This is a genomic window from Xenorhabdus doucetiae, assembly GCF_000968195.1.
GTDB classification, from domain to species: domain Bacteria; phylum Pseudomonadota; class Gammaproteobacteria; order Enterobacterales; family Enterobacteriaceae; genus Xenorhabdus; species Xenorhabdus doucetiae.
Genome location: NZ_FO704550.1, coordinates 3461549 through 3479527, shown reverse-complemented (window position 1 = coordinate 3479527; position 17979 = coordinate 3461549). Strand labels below are relative to the sequence as shown.

Sequence of the window (17979 nt, the reverse complement as noted above, 5' to 3'; positions counted from 1 at the left end):
ATCAGATTCAAGAATGCTCAATAATAATCGTTCCAATTTCTGGATTGCTGAAACTGATAATATAATCTAACCTAAGTTCACGGGTTCCTTCATTTGAATCAATAAGAAGATATTCAATTTTCTTTCTTAAAATCAGATCTTTGGCTTTCCCTTCAAAGATTTCACCATCCCGCAATTGGAGATGCAAATGTAGCTGGCGTTGGCAGGCTAGCTCAAGGTTATCGTAATCATCACAGTTAATTGGTTGATATTCTTCGTTATCTATAGACATATTTGCTCACCACTATGTTAGTGGCGGTTATCGTGCCGCCCGTGATTAACCTAAATCGAACGTAAAATGCTACTTACGACTATAGCATAGTCAGCCTCCTGTGATGACTGAATCAGTCGGTGAGAATTTTGCTGCGACAGGAAGCCAGTTAAACTTGTATCTTATCATTACACAATGAAATAGAGTCATACTATTTGATTTTTCTCTCTGCGCATTTTGGAATACGGTAAAGTAACGTCAATCTTGTTACATAAGGTTTATGTTTCATTTGAAGATCATTAATTATCTTTTTGAATTTATTGGATTAAATGATGAATAGAAAAATATTGTTTGCTTTGTTGGCTGCTGGTGTATTCACTGCGGTGGGATGTCAAAATCCTCCCGTAACACAGGATAGCCCTATATCTCAGGAGCAGCCCCAGTCAACCGAGAAAGTGTTTAGTGGTGTCGTGCCTTGCGCGGATTGTGCAGGTATCGAGACGACTTTACAGCTTGCCGAGGATGGGAGCTATATATTGGGGCAAACCTACTTGGAAGCCAAAAGCGAGAAAAATACGTTCTTTGAAACGGGTCATTGGGTAAGAAACGGTAAAAAGATCGTCTTGAGTGACCAAGACGGCAAAAAATCTTATTATCTAATGAAAGGTGAAAGCGTGGTTATGCTGGATATCAACGGTGAGCCAATTCAGTCAGACTTCAATTATGAACTGGATAAAGTAAAACCGAAAAAGCTGGCGGGAGAATACCGCTATTTTGCCGATTCGGCGCTTTTTACGGAATGTGGCACTGGAAAGCGTTATGATGCTGCTGAAAATATCGATTTAGAACGTGGTTACGGCGCGACGGGAGTGGAAGGCGGAACCCCGGTTTATGTGGAAATAGAAGGCTACTATACGCTGCGTCCTTCGATGGAAGATGGGTTGTTTGATCATGCGGTGATCCAAACAGGTAAAATTCGTTTTGATAAGGCCGCTTCCTGTCGTACCAAGAAATAATATACCCGTCGTCTTTCAAGCTGCCTCTTTGTTGGCTGCGCTCGTTCACCCCGGTCACATAGTTATCTATGCTTCCGGGGATTCATTCTCTTGCCGCCGCGATGCAACTTGAAATCCATTGGGTATACATATATTCGTCGTACTTCAAGATGCCTTTATTATCTCCCCGCGGCGCGGGGAGATAATAATCTGCTGCTTTCAGGCAAGATTAAGCCTGTTGAATATGGCCTTTCAGGTAACCAATAATTTCTTCCAGTTTCAGCATTTGTTTATCACCTGTGCGGCGGCATTTATATTCGATCTCACCGTTATCCAGGTTACGATCACCGATAACCAGCGTATGTGGTACACCGATAAGTTCCATGTCAGCAAACATCACGCCGGGGCGCTCTTTACGATCATCGAAAATGGCATCAATGCCGTTGGCACGTAAGTCTGCGTATAATTTCTCAGCAACTTCTTTCACCCGGTAAGATTTGTGCATGTTCATTGGCAAAATGGCTACTTGGAACGGGGCAATGGCATCCGGCCAGATAATGCCGCGATCATCAAAGTTCTGCTCAATGGCGGCGGCAACGATGCGGGTTACACCAATACCGTAGCATCCCATCGAGACAACTTGATTGTGCCCATCTTCATTTTGCACCGTTGCTTTCAGGGCGTCAGAGTACTTCGTGCCTAATTGGAAGATATGACCCACTTCAATACCCCGTTTGATTAACAGCGTTCCTTTACCGTCCGGGCTGGTGTCACCTTCGACGACATTACGGATATCCGCCACTTCTGGCAGGGGTAAATCACGCTCCCAGTTAATGCCGAAATAGTGTTTGCCATCAATATTTGCGCCGGCACCAAAATCGCTCATGACAGATACGCTGCGGTCAATAATGACAGGCATAGGCAGGTTGACCGGACCTAAAGAACCAGGGCCAGCGTTGACGATGGCACGGATCTCTTCTTCGCTGGCGAAATTCAGCGGGCTGGCGACCAAAGGCAATTTTTCGGCTTTGATCTCATTCAATTCATGATCACCACGCACCAGCAAGGCGACTAACTTGTGTCCGCTCTCTTCGGCGGCATGCACGATCAGTGTCTTGACGGTTTTTTCAATGGGCAGGTTGAATTGTTCGACCAATTCAGCAATGGTTTTGGCATTTGGCGTATCGACCAGACGCATCTCTTCAGATGGCGCAGCACGTTCCCCTGATGGCATAACTGCTTCAGCCAATTCAATATTGGCAGCATAGTTAGACTCGGTAGAGAAAACGATATCATCTTCACCGCTGGCGGCCAGAACCTGGAATTCATGAGAAGCACTGCCACCGATTGAACCGGTATCCGCCAGAACGGCGCGGAAATCCAAGCCGATGCGGGTAAAGATTTTACTGTAGGCATCGTACATCTTATCGTAAGTCTCTTGCAGAGACGCTTGGCTGGTGTGGAAAGAGTAGGCATCTTTCATGATAAATTCACGTGAACGCATCACCCCGAAGCGTGGACGGACTTCATCACGGAATTTGGTCTGGATCTGGAACAGATTGAGAGGAAGTTGTTTATAGGAAGTAACCTCGTTACGAACCAGATCAGTGATAACTTCTTCATGAGTCGGCCCCAAAACGAAAGGACGTTCTCCACGATCAACAAAACGCAGTAATTCTGGGCCATATTGCTCCCAACGGCCACTCTCCTGCCACAAATCTGCTGGCTGAACTACCGGCATGGAAACCTCAATCGCGCCTGCATTATTCATCTCTTCACGAACAATGTTTTCAACTTTTCTCAACACGCGAACACCTGTCGGCATCCAGTTGTACAGACCTGAAGCGAGTTTACGGATCATTCCGGCACGAAGCATCAGTTTATGACTGACTACCTCTGCATCAGCAGGTGTCTCTTTTAAAGTAGAGAGCAGATATTGGCTAGTACGCATAGTAAGTTTCCATTGGATAGCAAATTGCTTTTGGGCGGTAAGAGATTACCACTCAACCCAGAAAATAAAGACAAACCGCTAGTCTACCAGCGAGCTTGCGATGTCAAAAGGAGTTTTAACTGTGTTCGATAGAAACCACTTCGGTCATGGCATTAAGAACCCGCCAACGAACGTTGAAATCTAAGATGTGAGCGGCGTATATTCGGTTTTCCTGCGCTTTTTTGCGGTAGGCAGGACGGGGATCTTGCGCCAATATTTGGCTGATAAAACGCCTCAAGTGGGGGTAATTGGCTTGGTGGGATAAAAGTTGGCATTCGGCTTCTGGTGAGAAGTTAACTGCCATATCTGCATCGGGTGCTGCTTGGGCAAAACCGGCCTTGGCTTCTGGGTGTGATTCGGCAAAGGGCAGGTAAGGTTTGATATCGATAACTGGTGTTCCCTCCACCAAATCCAAACTCCCCAGTTCCAGAATGACACGGTTGTTCTCGCATTGAATGCCTTTTAATTCCACCAGCGACATGCCAACCGGATTGGGGCGGAAGGTTGAACGGGTGGCAAACACGCCCATTTTCGCGTTTCCCCCCAAACGGGGTGGGCGCACCAGTGGATTCCAGCCATCGTTCATAGTGTGATGAAACACAAAAATAATCCACAAGTGACTGAATTGCTCCAGCCCGCGTACTGCATCAACCTGATTGTAGGGCGCAAGTAATTCTAGCTGCCCTGTACCATCTTCGACCAAACCCGGTTGACGGGGAATGGCAAATTTCTCTTTGTAAGGAGAATGAATGGTTCCTATTTGCGTAAAATGAAAATCTGCCATGAGCGTTTTTTATAATGACAATTTGAATTAGTTATGGGTTGTCAGTAATGCTGACCCTTCACAAATGGCAATTTGGTAACAACCTTGACCCGGTAAAATGGCACATTGATGAAGTAAAACGGCATTTGCGTTGAGATAAGCGGCTTTTGCCAGCATGTTTTGCCGTGCAGTTGCGATACTGGCGGGAGAGTCTTGCAGCGTACTACGGCAGGATTCTCCGGCGACAATCCCCAGCTCTTTAAATGTCAAACTTGAAAGCTCATCTGGCTTGGTATACAGGCGGACATAAGAGGGCACTCTGTTTTCCTTGGCTGACGGGTGTTTCAACGTCGAGTCTGGCCTATCTGATTTATCGAATTGAGTGGGCAGTGATGTACACCCAGCGATAAAGAGCGCCATGAAACAGACAGGTAATACACGCATTGAGTTGAATCCCCGTATTGAAAAAATGGGTGGATATAAAAATATCCACCCAATGAGTTTAATCTTGATTGACTAAATAGGAAAGATTACCAGCCTTTTATTGCGCCACCCTTGAAGACTTCATGCGCTTCTTTTTCGACTTCTGGGGATTGGTACGCTTTCACAAATTTTTGCACATTTTCCGCATCCTTATTGTCTTCGCGGCTGACAATAATATTGACGTAAGGTGAGTCTTTATCTTCAACAAAAATCCCATCTTGTTCAGGTGTTAAACCAATCTGCCCTGCGTAGGTATTATTGATAATCGCGAAAGCAATCTTTTGGTCGTCCAGTGAACGTGGCAATTGTGGTGCTTCCAACTGCACGATATCTAAGTGCTTGGGATTGCCGGTAATGTCCAAAATCGTTGGCAGCAGGCCGACACCTTCTTTCAGCGTAATCAGACCTTGTTTTTGTAATAACAGCAAAGCGCGGCCTTGGTTAGTCGGATCGTTAGGGATGGCAATTTGAGAACCTTCCTGCAATTCATCCAGTGACTTAATTTTTTTGGAGTAGGCCGCCATTGGGAAAATGAAAGAGTTACCCACAATAGCCAATTTATAGTTACGCTCTTTCACTTGCTGATCTAAGAAAGGCTTATGCTGGAAGACATTCACATCAATATCGCCTTTACTCAATGATTCATTCGGCAGAACGTAATCATTGAATGTCGTCAGCTCAACATCAAGGCCATATTTATCTTTAGCCACTTGTTTAGCCACTTCAGCAACTTTAAGTTCAGGTCCTGCAATAACGCCAACCTTGATATGGTTTGGATCACGTTGTTCCTGTCCGCAACCGGCAAGAATTAATGTACCTAATAATGCACTGATTGCCGCAATGGATTTCAATTTCACTGACATATTTCACCCCTATTGAATACTGATATTTAACCTGTTTTACTCAAGTTACTGCGTACTGCTATGTTGAAATAATCTATTTACGATTGACGATCTTCACTAAACGATCACCGCCTACCTGAATCAAGAATACTAAAACAACTAATAATGCTAATACGGTATTCATCACGGTCGCATCGTAGCCGATATAGCCATATTGATAACCAATCTGCCCCAAACCACCGGCACCAACAGCGCCACCCATTGCCGAATAGCCAACCAAGGTAATTAACGTTATGGTTGCGGCATTAATCAAACTTGGCAATGCTTCTGGCAATAAGATCTTTTTAACAATCTGGAACGGTGTGGCCCCCATTGCACGTGCGGCTTCAATTAAGCCAGTCGGAATTTCCAATAAAGCATTTTCCACCATGCGGGCAATAAATGGCGCCGCTCCCACGGTCAACGGAACAATCGCCGCCTGCAAACCGATTGATGTCCCTACAATCAGGCGGGTAAACGGGATCATCCATACCAACAGAATAATAAAAGGTATTGAACGTGTAATATTGACCAATGCCGAAAGTATGCGATAAAGCGTACTATTTTCAATGACCTGACCAGGACGGGTAACGTATAAAAGTACACCCGCCGGCAATCCAATAACAAAGCCAAAGAAACCAGAAACAAAAGTCATGACGAGAGTTTCCCAGACTCCTTTAGCCAATAATAAAATCATTCCTTCAGACATAACCGAGAACCTCCACCTTCACATGATGCTCTTCTAAAAATGCAATTGTTGATTTGATGCTATCGCTTTCTCCATCTAATTCAGCCAGCATCACCCCAAATTTAACACCACCGGCGTAGTCCATCTGGGAGCTTAAGATGCTGATATCGATATTAAAGCGGCGAACTGCCATCGAAATTAACGGTGCATCGACTGACTTACCTGTGAATTCCAGTTTCAATAATGGGCAGCGATCAGGCGCTGATTCTGGTTGTAACTTCTGTAAGTAATCTTCAGGAATATCCAAATGCAACGTAGATTTGATAAATTCTTGCGCAACCGGCGTTTTAGGATGCGAAAATATTTCGCTCACAATATCTTGCTCAATCAATTGACCCCCACTGATGACGGCAACTTGATCACAGATACGTTTTACGACATCCATTTCATGGGTAATGAGAAGAATGGTCAATCCCAGTCGACGGTTAATATCTTTTAATAATTCCAGAATAGAACGAGTTGTTGCTGGATCTAACGCGCTGGTGGCTTCGTCACACAGAAGCACTTTAGGCGAGTTTGCCAAAGCCCGCGCAATAGCAACACGCTGTTTTTGACCACCAGATAAGTTGGCAGGATAAGCATCATGTTTGTCAGCGAGGCCAACTAACTCCAGCAATTCGTTAACTTTGGCCTTTATTTCCGCTTTTGGCGTGTTATTCAGTTCCAAAGGTAACGCAACATTATCAAAGACTGTTCTGGATGACAGTAAATTAAAATGCTGGAAAATCATGCCAATATGGCGACGTGCACGAGTGAGTTCACGTTCTGAAAGCGAAGTGAGATCCTGCCCGGCCACTAATACCTGACCCGAAGTCGGCCGTTCAAGCATATTCACACAGCGAATTAAGGTACTTTTACCAGCACCGGAAGAACCAATGACGCCATATATTTGCCCCTGTGGAACATGGAGGTTGATATCTGAAAGCGCTTTTATCGAGCGCGTTCCTTGTTGAAATATCTTGTTTATCTTAGTCAGTCTTATCATTTTTTTTCTTATTAGAAGTAGAGATGAATGACTTGAGAACCTTTCAACAAGTCACGAATTAAATTGGATGTTAAGGCGTCTAGACGTCCAAGTCAACAATGAATAAGTTAAATGCTGCATTTTCAATCAGTAATAAATCATGCGATACTGTCCGCTTATTACATTCTTGGAGTAATCAGGTGACGCAAGGTATTCCCGCCGTATTTTTAGATCGTGACGGCACGATTAACATCGATCATGGCTATGTACATGAGATAGATAACTTTCAATTTATTGATGGTGCCATTGAAGCCATGCTGGAATTGAAAAAAATGGGCTACGCCCTGGTTTTGGTGACAAATCAGTCAGGTATTGCCCGTAAGATGTTTACTGAAGATCAGTTCATGCAATTAACAGAATGGATGGATTGGTCATTGGCGGATCGCGGTGTTGATCTTGATGGCATCTATTATTGCCCGCATCATCCAGAAGCAGAGGATGGAGAATATAAGAAAAGCTGTGGCTGCCGTAAGCCGCAACCCGGAATGTTGTTAGATGCACAGGAAGCATTACATATCGATATGTCTGCTTCTTATATGGTAGGAGACAAAATAGAAGATATGTTGGCAGCCAAGGCAGCGGAAATCGGAACCAAGATTCTCGTTCGTACAGGAAAACCAGTAACAGAAGAAGCAGAACAAGCTGCGGATTGGGTCGTTAATAGCTTGTCAGACCTACCAAATGTGATAAAAAATAGGCAAAAATAACCTTTTGGGCGAAATTGTAAGCGCTTAAACAAGAAATCACAAAAAAGGCTTGCCTAAATCAGAAGGCTCCCTATAATGCGCTTCCGTTGTCACGACAAACACACAAACCTGTCGGGATGACAAAGTGAAAAGCCCTGAAAAATAAGGCTTGACACAATAAGAGGAAAGCGTAAGATACGCAGCCTCGCAACCCGGCAGAAACGGCCGGTTGCCAACGCTCTTTAACAAATTAATCAGACAATCTGTGTGGGCACTCGCAAGACACTATCCAACGCCGAAAGGCGGAAAATATTTAAAGTCTTGAAGAGTGACTAAGCAGTTAATTCATTATGAACTAACAGTGAAATTCTTTGAGCATCAAACACTTTGAATTGAAGAGTTTGATCATGGCTCAGATTGAACGCTGGCGGCAGGCCTAACACATGCAAGTCGGACGGTAACAGGAAACAGCTTGCTGTTTTGCTGACGAGTGGCGGACGGGTGAGTAATGTCTGGGGATCTGCCCGATGGAGGGGGATAACCACTGGAAACGGTGGCTAATACCGCATAATCTCTTAGGAGCAAGGTGGGGGACCTTCGGGCCTCACGCCATCGGATGAACCCAGATGGGATTAGCTAGTAGGCGGGGTAAGGGCCCACCTAGGCGACGATCCCTAGCTGGTCTGAGAGGATGACCAGCCACACTGGGACTGAGACACGGCCCAGACTCCTACGGGAGGCAGCAGTGGGGAATATTGCACAATGGGCGCAAGCCTGATGCAGCCATGCCGCGTGTATGAAGAAGGCCTTCGGGTTGTAAAGTACTTTCAGCGGGGAGGAAGGCGTAGGCTCGAATACAGCTTACGATTGACGTTACCCGCAGAAGAAGCACCGGCTAACTCCGTGCCAGCAGCCGCGGTAATACGGAGGGTGCAAGCGTTAATCGGAATTACTGGGCGTAAAGCGCACGCAGGCGGTCAATTAAGTTGGATGTGAAATCCCCGGGCTTAACCTGGGAACGGCATCCAAGACTGGTTGGCTAGAGTCTCGTAGAGGGGGGTAGAATTCCACGTGTAGCGGTGAAATGCGTAGAGATGTGGAGGAATACCGGTGGCGAAGGCGGCCCCCTGGACGAAGACTGACGCTCAGGTGCGAAAGCGTGGGGAGCAAACAGGATTAGATACCCTGGTAGTCCACGCTGTAAACGATGTCGATTTGGAGGTTGTGCCCTTGAGGCGTGGCTTCCGGAGCTAACGCGTTAAATCGACCGCCTGGGGAGTACGGTCGCAAGATTAAAACTCAAATGAATTGACGGGGGCCCGCACAAGCGGTGGAGCATGTGGTTTAATTCGATGCAACGCGAAGAACCTTACCTACTCTTGACATCCAGCGAAGCCTTTAGAGATAGAGGCGTGCCTTCGGGAACGCTGAGACAGGTGCTGCATGGCTGTCGTCAGCTCGTGTTGTGAAATGTTGGGTTAAGTCCCGCAACGAGCGCAACCCTTATCCTTTGTTGCCAGCACTTCGGGTGGGAACTCAAGGGAGACTGCCGGTGATAAACCGGAGGAAGGTGGGGATGACGTCAAGTCATCATGGCCCTTACGAGTAGGGCTACACACGTGCTACAATGGCGGATACAAAGAGAAGCGACCCCGCGAGGGCAAGCGGAACTCATAAAGTCTGTCGTAGTCCGGATTGGAGTCTGCAACTCGACTCCATGAAGTCGGAATCGCTAGTAATCGCAGATCAGAATGCTGCGGTGAATACGTTCCCGGGCCTTGTACACACCGCCCGTCACACCATGGGAGTGGGTGGCAAAAGAAGTCGGTAGCTTAACCTTTATGGAGGGCGCTGACCACTTTGTGATTCATGACTGGGGTGAAGTCGTAACAAGGTAACCGTAGGGGAACCTGCGGTTGGATCACCTCCTTAACCTGAGATAGTAGATTTTGTGCAGTGCTCACACAGATTGTCTGATAAAAGAAGAGACGGTATCGGTATAGGCTTGTAGCTCAGGTGGTTAGAGCGCACCCCTGATAAGGGTGAGGTCGGTGGTTCAAGTCCACTCAGGCCTACCAGTTCTACTTACCCTTGACGTTTTCAAGCGCTGCGTTGCTCATGTACTAACGTACACTGCGCGACTCGCGTTGAAATCGCCTGCGGCTAAGAGAATTGCAGGGCCATGATACAAATTATGGGGCTATAGCTCAGCTGGGAGAGCGCCTGCCTTGCACGCAGGAGGTCAGCGGTTCGATCCCGCTTAGCTCCACCATGACTCTTCAATGAAAACATTTTTCAGAACATACGGGAAAACCGTGTGGTGTGAAAAATTTGCTCTTTAACAATCTGGAACAAGCTGAAAATTTGAAACAATCAGTGACCGTAATGGGTCATTGATGAGTCTCTCAACACACTCCGACCTGAAGACACCTTCGGGTTGTGAGGTTAAGCGACTAAGCGTACACGGTGGATGCCTAGGCAGTCAGAGGCGATGAAGGACGTGCTAATCTGCGAAAAGCGCCGGTGAGCTGATATGAAGCGTTATCAGCCGGCGATGTCCGAATGGGGAAACCCGGTGCAATCCGTTGCACCATCATTCACTGAATCCATAGGTGAATGAGGCGAACCGGGGGAACTGAAACATCTCAGTACCCCGAGGAAAAGAAATCAACCGAGATTCCCCCAGTAGCGGCGAGCGAACGGGGAGCAGCCCAGAGCCATCATCATTGTCAGCGCCAGGAGAACGGTCTGGAAAGGCCGGCAGTAAAGGGTGACAGCCCCGTATCCGAAGGTGTTGGCAGTGTGAGCTCGATGAGTAGGGCGGGACACGTGGTATCCTGTCTGAACATGGGGGGACCATCCTCCAAGGCTAAATACTCCTGACTGACCGATAGTGAACCAGTACCGTGAGGGAAAGGCGAAAAGAACCCCGGCGAGGGGAGTGAAAGAGAACCTGAAACCGTGTACGTACAAGCAGTGGGAGCCCCACCACTAAGCCAGTGGTGAACTCCGAACGCATCTTTTGCTGGATGCCGGTTGGCGAAGCGACAGCGCCGCCCAACCGACAAAATCAAGCAGAGGGGGCTTAGTGGTGGGGTGACTGCGTACCTTTTGTATAATGGGTCAGCGACTTATATTCTGTAGCAAGGTTAACCGATTAGGGGAGCCGCAGGGAAACCGAGTCTTAACTGGGCGTTAAGTTGCAGGGTATAGACCCGAAACCCGGTGATCTAGCCATGGGCAGGTTGAAGGTTGGGTAACACTAACTGGAGGACCGAACCGACTAATGTTGAAAAATTAGCGGATGACTTGTGGCTGGGGGTGAAAGGCCAATCAAACCGGGAGATAGCTGGTTCTCCCCGAAAGCTATTTAGGTAGCGCCTCGTGAACTCATCTTCGGGGGTAGAGCACTGTTTCGGCTAGGGGGCCATCCCGGCTTACCAACCCGATGCAAACTGCGAATACCGAAGAATGTTATCACGGGAGACACACGGCGGGTGCTAACGTCCGTCGTGAAGAGGGAAACAACCCAGACCGCCAGCTAAGGTCCCAAAGTCATGGTTAAGTGGGAAACGAAGTGGGAAGGCTCAGACAGCCAGGATGTTGGCTTAGAAGCAGCCATCATTTAAAGAAAGCGTAATAGCTCACTGGTCGAGTCGGCCTGCGCGGAAGATGTAACGGGGCTAAACCATGCACCGAAGCTGCGGCAGCGACATTTTTATGTTGTTGGGTAGGGGAGCGTTCTGTAAGCCGTTGAAGGTTGGTCGTGAGGCTGGCTGGAGGTATCAGAAGTGCGAATGCTGACATAAGTAACGATAAAGCGGGTGAAAAACCCGCTCGCCGGAAGACCAAGGGTTCCTGTCCAACGTTAATCGGGGCAGGGTGAGTCGACCCCTAAGGCGAGGCTGAAAAGCGTAGTCGATGGGAAACAGGTGAATATTCCTGTACTCGGTGTTACTGCGAAGGGGGGACGGAGAAGGCTAGGCCGGCCGGGCGACGGTTTGTCCCGGTTGAAGCGTGTAGGTGGGATGATTTGGCAAATCCGGTCATCTGTATAACACTGAGGCGTGATAACGAGCCACCACGGTGGCGAAGCGGTTGGTGCCCTGCTTCCAGGAAAAGCCTCTAAGCATCAGGTAACATTGAATCGTACCCCAAACCGACACAGGTGGTCAGGTAGAGAATACTCAGGCGCTTGAGAGAACTCGGGTGAAGGAACTAGGCAAAATGGTGCCGTAACTTCGGGAGAAGGCACGCCGGCACTAGGTGAAGTGACTTGCTCACGGAGCCGAAGCCGGCCGCAGATACCAGCTGGCTGCAACTGTTTAATAAAAACACAGCACTGTGCAAACACGAAAGTGGACGTATACGGTGTGACGCCTGCCCGGTGCTGGAAGGTTAATTGATGGGGTTAGCGGTAACGCGACGCTCTTGATCGAAGCCCCAGTAAACGGCGGCCGTAACTATAACGGTCCTAAGGTAGCGAAATTCCTTGTCGGGTAAGTTCCGACCTGCACGAATGGCGTAATGATGGCCAGGCTGTCTCCACCCGAGACTCAGTGAAATTGAACTCGCTGTGAAGATGCAGTGTACCCGCGGCAAGACGGAAAGACCCCGTGAACCTTTACTATAGCTTGACACTGAACCTTGAGCCTTGATGTGTAGGATAGGTGGGAGGCTGTGAAGTGCGGACGCCAGTCTGCACGGAGCCATCCTTGAAATACCACCCTTGAATGTTTGATGTTCTAACGTGGGCCCGTTATCCGGGCTGCGGACAGTGTCTGGCGGGTAGTTTGACTGGGGCGGTCTCCTCCCAAAGCGTAACGGAGGAGCACGAAGGTTGGCTAAGCATGGTCGGACATCATGCGGTTAGTGCAATGGCATAAGCCAGCTTGACTGCGAGCGTGACGGCGCGAGCAGGTGCGAAAGCAGGTCATAGTGATCCGGTGGTTCTGAATGGAAGGGCCATCGCTCAACGGATAAAAGGTACTCCGGGGATAACAGGCTGATACCGCCCAAGAGTTCATATCGACGGCGGTGTTTGGCACCTCGATGTCGGCTCATCACATCCTGGGGCTGAAGTAGGTCCCAAGGGTACGGCTGTTCGCCGTTTAAAGTGGTACGCGAGCTGGGTTTAGAACGTCGTGAGACAGTTCGGTCCCTATCTGCCGTGGGCGCTGGAAGATTGAAAGGGGCTGCTCCTAGTACGAGAGGACCGGAGTGGACGCACCACTGGTGTTCGGGTTGTCATGCCAATGGCACTGCCCGGTAGCTAAGTGCGGAAGAGATAACCGCTGAAAGCATCTAAGCGGGAAACTTGCCTTGAGATGAGTCTTCCCTTGTCCCTTGAGGGCACTAAAGGAACGTTCGAGACGAGGACGTGGATAGGCCGGGTGTGTAAGCGTCGCGAGACGTTGAGCTAACCGGTACTAATGACCCGTGCGGCTTAACCTGACAACACCGAAGGTGTTTTGGGGTGATTTTGGGAGAAAGACGAAAAGTTTCAGATGAAAGAATGTCACAGCTTGTTCGGGATTGAAAACAGGATTTGTCTGGCGGCAATAGCGCGGTGGTCCCACCTGACCCCATGCCGAACTCAGCAGTGAAACACCGTTGCGCCGATGGTAGTGTGGGGCCTCCCCATGCGAGAGTAGGGCACTGCCAGACATTCAATTAGCCAAAAAAGCCATCCGTCACCGGATGGCTTTTTTGCGTTTGGCGTTCGAGAAATATTTTATTTATGAACGATTGATATTGGTCACGTAGTATAGTGACGATATTATCTTATTTTTTCTTCCTTATTCTGATTACTGTTTTCTATATAATAAAATGAAATAATTTCAATTTGAGTACAATAACTCGACATTCCCCTTCCCTTTGGGGTAAATTTAGCTATCTAGAAGTCTAAAATAACAAATTGAAATAGTCGAGGTTTTGAGTAATGCCAATTCGTGTACCAGATGAATTACCTGCAGTGAACACTCTTCGCAATGAAAACATCTTTGTCATGACCTCAACACGGGCCAGTATCCAGGATATTCGGCCATTGAAAGTATTGCTACTTAACCTAATGCCAAAGAAGATAGAAACAGAAAGCCAATTTATTCGGCTATTATCTAACACTCCGCTTCAAATCGATATTCAATTGTTACGTATCGATAGTCGTCAATGTAAAAATACCCCTGCCGAACATTTAGATACCTTTTATTGTGATTTTGATTCAATCAAAGATCAAAATTTCGATGGATTGATTGTCACAGGTGCCCCTTTAGGACTGGTTGAATTTGAGGATGTCGTTTATTGGCATGAGGTTGAAAGAATAGTTACTTGGGCAAAAGAACATGTTACCTCGACGCTTTTTGTTTGTTGGGCAGTTCAAGCTGCATTAAAAGTGCTTTATCACCTGCCTAAATATACCCGAAAAATTAAACTATCTGGTGTTTATTCTCATTCAACTTTAGATCCTTTGGCATTATTAACACGTGGATTTGACGAAACATTTTTTGCCCCTCACTCGCGTTTTGCGGATTTTCCTGAGTCTTTAATTCGTGAACATACAGATTTAGACATTTTAGCCAGTTCAGAAGAGGCGGGCGCCTATTTATTTGCCAGCAAAGACAAAAGATTAGTTTTTGTGACAGGGCATCCTGAATATGACGTAGGGACACTAGCTGCTGAATATTGGCGTGATCACGCCGCTGGTTTGGAACCAGAATTGCCAGTCAATTACTTCCCGAATAACGATCCTGACAGTAAACCTGTTGCGTCTTGGCGTAGTCATGGTCATTTACTCTTTTCAAATTGGTTAAATTATTACGTCTACCAAATTACGCCATACGATCTGGCTGTTATGAATCCCAGCTTAGATTGAGCTTGATTTAAGTTTTAGATAGAAAAATGAGAGTATGCTGAAGCGAGCCATTTCTCATTTTGTTAATTTTCTTGCCAGTATTGTTGTTCGACAGTCATTCGTCATTTTCCAAACATAACAAAAACTTAACATTTTTGTGCCTGATTTTTGGAAGTTATTTCCCTGTTTTTTTCTTGCTTTAATTATCTTAATTATTTGATTTTATTTAATTAATTTTCGTATTGTAAAATAATGGAAATGGTTTTTGATTTATTTTCTGAATTGGTTAGTCTTAATCAAGTGACTATTTAAAAGTGAAAAGTGGGGAGATTATGCAGCAGGCATCAGCAACCAAATTAACTTTTATAAAACCTTTTGGTGAGGCGGAAAAACAGGTGTTATCACCTGAATCAATTCGCTTTTTAGAGGATTTAATCGTTGAATTTTCTGACAGACGCACAAAATTATTGGATGCGCGTGTAGATTGGCAGAAAAAAATTGATAACGGTTCATTACCAGATTTTATTTCGGAAACCACTTCCATTAGAGATGGTAATTGGAAAATTCAGGGAATACCTGATGATCTCAAAGATCGTCGGGTTGAAATAACGGGCCCTGTAGAGCGTAAGATGGTCATCAATGCCCTAAATGCAAATGTGAAAGTATTTATGGCAGATTTTGAGGATTCATTAGCACCTGCATGGGATAAAGTTATCCAGGGACACATTAACTTACGAGATGCTGTTAATGGAACAATCTCATATGGCAATGAGCAGGGTAAACGTTATGAGTTGAAAGCGGACCCCGCAGTATTGATTGCCAGAGTGAGAGGATTGCACCTGTCAGAAAAACACATCCTCTACAAGAATGAACCGATTTCTGGTGGATTGTTTGATTTTGCCCTCTATTTCTATTTGAATCATAAGAAGTTACTGCAAAAAGGCAGTGGCCCTTATTTTTATCTGCCAAAAATACAGAGCTACCATGAGGCACAGTGGTGGAGTGACGTTTTCAGTTTTGCAGAATCACGTTTCAATTTGCCAACAGGCACCATTAAGGCAACGGTTTTGATTGAAACATTGCCGGCTGTATTCCAGATGGATGAAATTCTGTATCACTTGCGTCATCACATCGTTGGCCTAAATTGTGGACGCTGGGATTATATTTTCAGTTATATCAAGACCCTGAAAAACCATCCTGACCGCGTTCTGCCGGATCGCCAATCCGTCACGATGACCCAACCTTTCTTGAGTGCCTATTCTCGCTTGCTGATTAAAACCTGCCATAAACGCGGTGCATTCGCCATGGGAGGCATGTCGGCATTTATTCCTAGTAAAGATCCTGTGCAAAATCAGCAAGTTTTGGACAAAGTCAGGGCGGATAAAGAACTGGAAGCCAATAACGGTCATGATGGTACATGGGTCGCGCATCCGGGGCTTGCAGATATTGTCATGGCGGTCTTTGACACAAAATTGGGAGAGCGTCAAAACCAATTAACCGTTTTACGCGAGCAAGACGAAACGATTACGGCTGAACAATTGCTTGCACCTTGTTCAGGAGAAAGAACAGAAGCAGGAATGCGTGCCAATATTCGTGTTGCTGTTCAATACATAGAAGCCTGGATTTCCGGGAATGGGTGTGTACCGATTTACGGCTTGATGGAAGATGCGGCAACAGCAGAGATTTCCCGAACCTCTATTTGGCAATGGATCCGCCATGAAAAGTCACTCTCTAATGGTAAAAAAGTGACCAAGGAACTGTTCAGAGAAATGTTGAAAGAAGAGCTGGCCGTGATTAAACAGGAAGTCGGGGAGCAGGGCTTTAATCAAGGACGATTTGTAGAGGCTGCTGATTTGATGGAAAAAATTACCACTCAGGACGACTTAATTGATTTCCTAACGTTACCTGGCTATCAGTTACTAGACTAATTTAAACACCATAATGGCAAAAATATCCGATTAACTAAGTATAGGAAGTAGAACATCATGACCATTTCCCGGAAACAACAAATCGCTCAACTGGAACAAGAATGGCAACAACCACGTTGGAAAGGGATTACTCGTCCGTATAGTGCTGAAGATGTGGTTAAGTTGCGTGGTTCGGTCAACCCTGAACACACTTTGGCGCAAATGGGAGCGAAAAAGTTGTGGAAGTTGCTGAATGGTAATTCGAAAAAAGGTTATGTGAACGCGCTTGGTGCGTTGACCGGCGGTCAGGCACTTCAGCAGGCTAAAGCCGGTATTGAGGCGGTTTATCTTTCCGGCTGGCAAGTGGCGGCAGATGCCAATACCGCAGCGAGTATGTACCCTGATCAATCACTGTATCCCGTTGATTCTGTACCTAATATAGTTAAACGTATCAATAACAGCTTCCGTCGTGCCGATCAGATCCAATGGTCAAATGGTATCGATCCCGATAGCCAAAAATATGTTGACTATTTCCTGCCGATTGTCGCGGATGCGGAAGCCGGGTTTGGTGGTGTACTTAACGCATTTGAGCTAATGAAAGCGATGATTGAGGCGGGCGCTGCCGCAGTTCATTTTGAAGACCAACTGGCCGCAGTGAAAAAGTGCGGACACATGGGCGGCAAAGTGTTGGTTCCGACTCAAGAGGCTATTCAGAAGCTGGTGGCTGCCCGGTTGGCGGCGGATGTCTCCGGTGTACCAACCTTGTTAGTGGCACGCACTGACGCAGATGCCGCCGATTTACTGACATCGGATTGTGATCCTTATGACCGTGCGTTCATTACCGGCGAGCGAACCTGTGAAGGTTTCTATTGTACACGTGCTGGCATTGAACAAGCGATCAGCCGTGGACTGGCTTATGCCCCTTACGCCGATGTAGTCTGGTGCGAAACCTCTACACCGGATATTGAAGCCGCCCGCTGTTTTGCGCAAGCCATCCACGCGAAATACCCTGGCAAATTATTGGCGTATAACTGTTCGCCTTCTTTTAACTGGAAAAAGAATCTGGATGATAAAACCATTGCCAGTTTCCAGGATCAGTTATCTGCCATGGGATATAAATTCCAGTTCATCACACTGGCGGGCATCCATAGCATGTGGTTCAACATGTTTGATTTAGCCTACGATTATGCGCGTGGTGAGGGAATGAAACATTATGTTGAAAAAGTTCAGGAACAGGAATTCGCTGCCCTTGATCGTGGTTATACCTTCTCCTCACATCAACAAGAAGTGGGAACAGGATATTTTGATAAAGTGACCACGATTATTCAGGGAGAAGGCGCTTCTGTTACGGCATTAACCGGATCGACAGAAGAACAGCAATTTTAAGTTCACTATACCGATA

12 protein-coding genes, 2 tRNA genes and 3 rRNA genes are annotated in these 17979 nt (G+C 46.7%); 10 read left to right on the top strand and 7 right to left on the bottom strand.

Annotation, left to right across the window (positions count from 1 at the left end):
* Nucleotides 1-7 precede the first annotated feature (7 nt).
* Complete coding sequence (gene rof / locus XDD1_RS15170; protein WP_045972480.1) at nt 8-271, bottom strand: Rho-binding antiterminator; 264 nt, start codon at nt 269-271, stop codon at nt 8-10.
* Between the two features lie 308 nt (nt 272-579).
* On the opposite strand from rof, the gene nlpE reads away from it, so the two are divergent.
* Nucleotides 580-1266: an envelope stress response activation lipoprotein NlpE gene (gene nlpE, locus XDD1_RS15165; RefSeq protein ID WP_331710066.1), complete on the top strand. Its 687-nt coding sequence runs from the start codon at nt 580-582 to the stop codon at nt 1264-1266.
* Nucleotides 1267-1474: 208 nt separating this feature from the next.
* On the opposite strand, the gene proS is transcribed toward nlpE, so the two are convergent.
* The 6 genes from proS to metN form a co-directional block, all read right to left on the bottom strand.
* Nucleotides 1475-3196, bottom strand: a complete 1722-nt coding sequence (proS, locus tag XDD1_RS15160; protein WP_045972476.1) for a proline--tRNA ligase — start codon at nt 3194-3196, stop codon at nt 1475-1477.
* Nucleotides 3197-3311: 115 nt separating this feature from the next.
* A complete protein-coding gene (gene tsaA, locus XDD1_RS15155) occupies nt 3312-4019 on the bottom strand; it encodes a tRNA (N6-threonylcarbamoyladenosine(37)-N6)-methyltransferase TrmO (protein ID WP_045972474.1) in 708 nt (235 codons plus the stop codon).
* 27 nt (nt 4020-4046) lie between these two features.
* Nucleotides 4047-4442 carry an Rcs stress response system protein RcsF gene (gene rcsF, locus XDD1_RS15150; RefSeq protein ID WP_045972472.1) on the bottom strand — a complete coding sequence of 132 codons (396 nt, stop codon included), beginning with the start codon at nt 4440-4442 and terminating at the stop codon, nt 4047-4049.
* Nucleotides 4443-4528: 86 nt separating this feature from the next.
* Entirely contained in the window at nt 4529-5344 is an 816-nt protein-coding gene (locus XDD1_RS15145) for a MetQ/NlpA family lipoprotein (RefSeq protein ID WP_045972469.1), read from the bottom strand.
* A 73-nt stretch (nt 5345-5417) separates the two neighbouring features.
* Nucleotides 5418-6071, bottom strand: coding sequence for a methionine ABC transporter permease MetI (locus XDD1_RS15140; protein ID WP_045972467.1), 654 nt, complete (start codon nt 6069-6071; stop codon nt 5418-5420).
* Nucleotides 6064-7095, bottom strand: a complete 1032-nt coding sequence (gene metN, locus XDD1_RS15135; RefSeq protein ID WP_045972465.1) for a methionine ABC transporter ATP-binding protein MetN — start codon at nt 7093-7095, stop codon at nt 6064-6066. The genes XDD1_RS15140 and metN overlap by 8 nt, the downstream gene beginning before the upstream one ends.
* A 179-nt stretch (nt 7096-7274) precedes the next feature.
* Here metN and gmhB point away from each other — a divergent pair, with 179 nt between their 5' ends.
* From gmhB to aceA, 9 genes are all read left to right on the top strand, one after another.
* Nucleotides 7275-7841 carry a D-glycero-beta-D-manno-heptose 1,7-bisphosphate 7-phosphatase gene (gene gmhB / locus XDD1_RS15130; protein WP_045973683.1) on the top strand — a complete coding sequence of 189 codons (567 nt, stop codon included), beginning with the start codon at nt 7275-7277 and terminating at the stop codon, nt 7839-7841.
* A 368-nt stretch (nt 7842-8209) separates the two neighbouring features.
* Nucleotides 8210-9752, top strand: a 16S ribosomal RNA gene (locus tag XDD1_RS15125).
* Nucleotides 9753-9821: 69 nt separating this feature from the next.
* Nucleotides 9822-9898, top strand: a tRNA-Ile gene (locus XDD1_RS15120).
* 118 nt (nt 9899-10016) lie between these two features.
* A tRNA-Ala gene (locus tag XDD1_RS15115) sits at nt 10017-10092 on the top strand.
* Between the two features lie 171 nt (nt 10093-10263).
* Nucleotides 10264-13274 (top strand): 23S ribosomal RNA (locus XDD1_RS15110).
* 97 nt (nt 13275-13371) lie between these two features.
* Nucleotides 13372-13487: ribosomal RNA gene (rrf, locus tag XDD1_RS15105) — 5S ribosomal RNA — on the top strand.
* The 16S, 23S and 5S rRNA genes sit together here with 2 tRNA genes alongside, the layout of an rRNA operon.
* Before the next feature lie 274 nt (nt 13488-13761).
* Nucleotides 13762-14691, top strand: coding sequence for a homoserine O-acetyltransferase MetA (gene metA, locus XDD1_RS15100; protein WP_045972463.1), 930 nt, complete (start codon nt 13762-13764; stop codon nt 14689-14691).
* 308 nt (nt 14692-14999) lie between these two features.
* Nucleotides 15000-16598: a malate synthase A gene (aceB, locus tag XDD1_RS15095; protein ID WP_045973681.1), complete on the top strand. Its 1599-nt coding sequence runs from the start codon at nt 15000-15002 to the stop codon at nt 16596-16598.
* Between the two features lie 57 nt (nt 16599-16655).
* Nucleotides 16656-17963, top strand: coding sequence for an isocitrate lyase (aceA, locus tag XDD1_RS15090; protein WP_045972461.1), 1308 nt, complete (start codon nt 16656-16658; stop codon nt 17961-17963).
* Nucleotides 17964-17979: the final 16 nt, after the last annotated feature.